The organism is Streptomyces sp. NPDC057271, from assembly GCF_042668715.1.
Lineage (GTDB): Bacteria > Actinomycetota > Actinomycetes > Streptomycetales > Streptomycetaceae > Streptomyces.
This window is the reverse complement of sequence record NZ_JBHUYJ010000074.1, coordinates 1-3,361: the sequence shown is the minus strand read 5'-3', so window position 1 is coordinate 3,361 and position 3,361 is coordinate 1. Positions and strand designations below refer to the sequence as shown.

The following is a 3,361-nucleotide window of genomic DNA, read 5'->3' as shown; positions in this document are numbered from 1 at the left end:
GGGGGGTCGCTCTTTGCGACCGCACCCCCCGTGCCCCCCAGAACAGGGCGCGACCGGGGATGGTGGTGACCGTCCCGGGCCGCGCGGTCATGGGTGGCGCCCCCGGCGGGGGTGTCAGGCGCCGACGCCGCTCCCGCCCGCGCTCGGGATGTTGTCGGCGTCCTTGGGCGAGACCTCGCGCAGCAGGCACGTCAGCCGGGCCGAGCAGACCCGCTTGTCCTGCTCGTCGGTGATCACGATCTCGTACGTGGCCGTGGAACGCCCGCGGTGCACCGGAGTCGCGACACCCGTCACGAGACCGCTGCGGACCCCGCGGTGGTGGGTGCAGTTCAGGTCCACGCCCACCGCGATCCTGGAGACACCGCCGTGCAGCATGGAGCCGATCGAGCCCAGGGTCTCGGCGAGCACGGCGGAGGCGCCGCCGTGCAGCAGACCGTACGGCTGGGTGTTGCCCTCCACCGGCATCGTGCCGACGACCTTCTCCGCCGAGGCCTCGATGATCTGCACGCCCATGCGGTTGCCGAGGTGTCCGGCCGAGAAGAGGGCGGGAAGGTCGACGCCGAGCGCGGCGTACTCGTCGATGACCTCCTGCGGGAACTTCACGTGATGCTGCTCGCCCATCGGCCCGGCTCCGTTCGTCTTCGTACGTCGTCGTGAACACCCGCCTGAGCAAACGCTTAGGCGTGCCGTGATTGTTCCAGACGGCTCCCGGGAGCGGTCCAGCCCCCCTGCCCAGGAGGTGCCGCGCCGTGATCGGCCCGCACCGGCCCGTCGCGACCGAGCCGCGCGGTGACCGGCACCCCGGCTGCCGGGCCCGAGTGCGCGCGGTGGCCGGCCCGCACCGGCCCGTCGCGACCGAGCCGCGCGGTGACCGGCCCTCGGCCGTCGGGCCCGAGCAGCGCCGTGATCAGCCCGCGGTCGTCGGGACCAGCCGTACGATCACGGACTTGCTGGCCGGGGTGTTGCTGATGTCCGCCGTGGACTCCAGCGGCACCAGGACGTTCGTCTCCGGGTAGTACGCGGCCGCGCAACCCCGTGCCGTCGGGTAGTGCACGACCCGGAATCCGGGCGCGCGCCGCTCGCTGCCGTCGGTCCACTCGCTGACCAGATCCGTGTACGCCCCGTCCGCCAGGCCCAGGGCCGCCGCGTCCTCGGGGTGGACCAGGACGACCCGGCGGCCGCCCTTGATCCCCCGGTAGCGGTCGTCGAGGCCGTAGATCGTGGTGTTGTACTGGTCGTGCGAGCGCAGCGTCTGGAGCAGCAGCCGGCCCTCCGGCACCTTCGGATACTCGACGGGGGCGGCGGTGAAGTTGGCCTTGCCGGTGGCCGTGGGGAAGCGCCGCTCGTCGCGCGGGGCGTGCGGCAGCGCGAAGCCGCCCGGGTCGGCGGCGAGGCGGGCGTTGAAGTCCGTGAAGCCGGGCACCACGCGCGCGATGCGGTCGCGGATCGTGGCGTAGTCCTTCTCGAACTCCTCCCACGGCGTGGCCGAACCGGCACCGAGGACGGCCCGGGCCATACGGGCCACGATCGCCGGCTCGGAGAGCAGGTGAGGGCTCGCGGGCGGCAGGTTGCCGCGCGAGGCGTGCACCAGGCCCATCGAGTCCTCGACGGTCACGAACTGCCTGCCGCTCGCCTGGACGTCCCTGTCCGTGCGGCCGAGCGTGGGGAGGATCAGCGCGCGCGTGCCGGTGACCGCGTGCGACCGGTTCAGCTTCGTCGAGACGTGGACGGTCAGCCGCGCCCGGCGCATCGCCGCCTCGGTGACCTCGGTGTCCGGGGTGGCGCCGACGAAGTTGCCGCCCATGGCGAAGAAGACCTTCGCCTCGCCGTCGCGCAGCGCCTGGATCGAGCGGACCACGTCGAAGCCGTGGTGGCGCGGCGAGACGATCCCGAACTCCTTGTCCAGGGCGTCGAGGAACGCGGGCGCGGGCCGCTCGAAGATGCCCATCGTGCGGTCACCCTGCACGTTGGAGTGGCCGCGGACGGGGCAGACACCGGCACCGGGGCGGCCGATGTTGCCGCGCAGCAGCAGGAAGTTGACCACTTCGCGGATGGTCGGCACCGAGTGCTTGTGCTGGGTGAGGCCCATCGCCCAGCAGACGATGGTCCGCTCCGAGGCGAGGACCATCTCCAGGGCCCGCTCGATCTCGGACCGGTCCAGGCCCGTCGCGGCCAGCGTCTCGTCCCAGTCCGCGGCGCGCGCGGCCGAGGCGAACTCCTCGTACCCGTGCGTGTGCGCGTCGACGAACTCCGTGTCGACCGCCCCGTCCGTCTCCAGGATCAGCTTGTTCAGGAGCCGGAAGAGAGCCTGGTCGCCGCCGATGCGGATCTGCAGGAAGAGGTCGTTGAGGGCGGCGCCCCGGAACATGCCGGTCGCGGTCTGCGGGTTCTTGAACTTCTCCAGGCCGGCCTCGGGCAGCGGATTCACCGAGATGATCTTCGCGCCCGCCGCCTTGGCCTTCTCCAGGGCGGAGAGCATCCGGGGGTGGTTCGTGCCGGGGTTCTGTCCGGCGACGACGATCAGGTCGGCCTGGTGGAGGTCCTCCAGGGAGACGCTCCCCTTGCCGATCCCGATGGTCTCGTTGAGCGCCGAGCCGGAGGACTCGTGACACATGTTGGAGCAGTCCGGCAGGTTGTTCGTACCGAACTCGCGGGCGAAGAGCTGCAGCAGGAACGCGGCCTCGTTGCTGGTCCTGCCCGAGGTGTAGAAGAGCGCCTCGTCGGGGGAGGAGAGGGCGGTCAGCTCCTCGGCGATGATCGCGAACGCCCGCTCCCAGGTCACCGCCTCGTACCGCTCGGCGCCCTCCGGCAGAGCCCCTCCCCTCTCGAGGAGCATGGGCTGTGTGATGCGGCCCTGCTGGCCCAGCCAGTACCCGCTGCGGTTCGCCAGGTCCGCCACGGGGTGCGCGGCGAAGAAGTCGGGGGTGACCCGGCGCAGCGTCGCCTCCTCGGCGACCGCCTTCGCCCCGTTCTCGCAGAACTCCGCCACGTGCCGTTTGTCGCCCTCGGGCCAGGCGCAGCCGGGACAGTCGAAACCGTCCTTCTGATTGACCTTGAGGAGGGTCCGCGCGCTGCGCGCCACACCCATCTGAGCCTGGGCGATCCTGAGGGTGTGCGCGACGGCGGGCAGGCCGGCCGCGGCGTGCTGCGGCGGCGCGACCTGCGGTGCGTCCTGGACCGGGTCGCCGGCGGGGGGCTTGCTGACCATCGCGCTCTCCCTTGAGCGGTCATCCTGTGTCGTACGTCTCCGATCCTGTCACGGGCCTCTGACATTGATGCTGATACTCAGGTCCCGGTGGTCGTGGCTCTGCCACTGACTGACGCCCTGCTGGGCTGTCTTCCCGCTGTTCTGCCCGGCCGC

General features: G+C 71.8%; 2 protein-coding genes. Both read right to left on the bottom strand.

Annotation, left to right across the window (positions count from 1 at the left end):
• Window positions 1-114: 114 nt before the first annotated feature.
• Entirely contained in the window at window positions 115-621 is a 507-nt protein-coding gene (locus ACFUJR_RS27485) for a PaaI family thioesterase (RefSeq protein WP_383181431.1), read from the bottom strand.
• Between the two features lie 286 nt (window positions 622-907).
• A complete protein-coding gene (locus ACFUJR_RS27480) occupies window positions 908-3,208 on the bottom strand; it encodes an FdhF/YdeP family oxidoreductase (RefSeq protein ID WP_383181428.1) in 2,301 nt (766 codons plus the stop codon).
• Window positions 3,209-3,361: the final 153 nt, after the last annotated feature.

Bases quoted from the DNA above. Each gene is read 5' to 3' on its own strand.
- ACFUJR_RS27480 (WP_383181428.1), bottom strand. From the start codon at position 3,208: ATGGTCAGCAAGCCCCCCGCCGGCGACCCGGTCCAGGACGCACCGCAG.
- ACFUJR_RS27485 (WP_383181431.1), bottom strand. From the start codon at position 621: ATGGGCGAGCAGCATCACGTGAAGTTCCCGCAGGAGGTCATCGACGAG.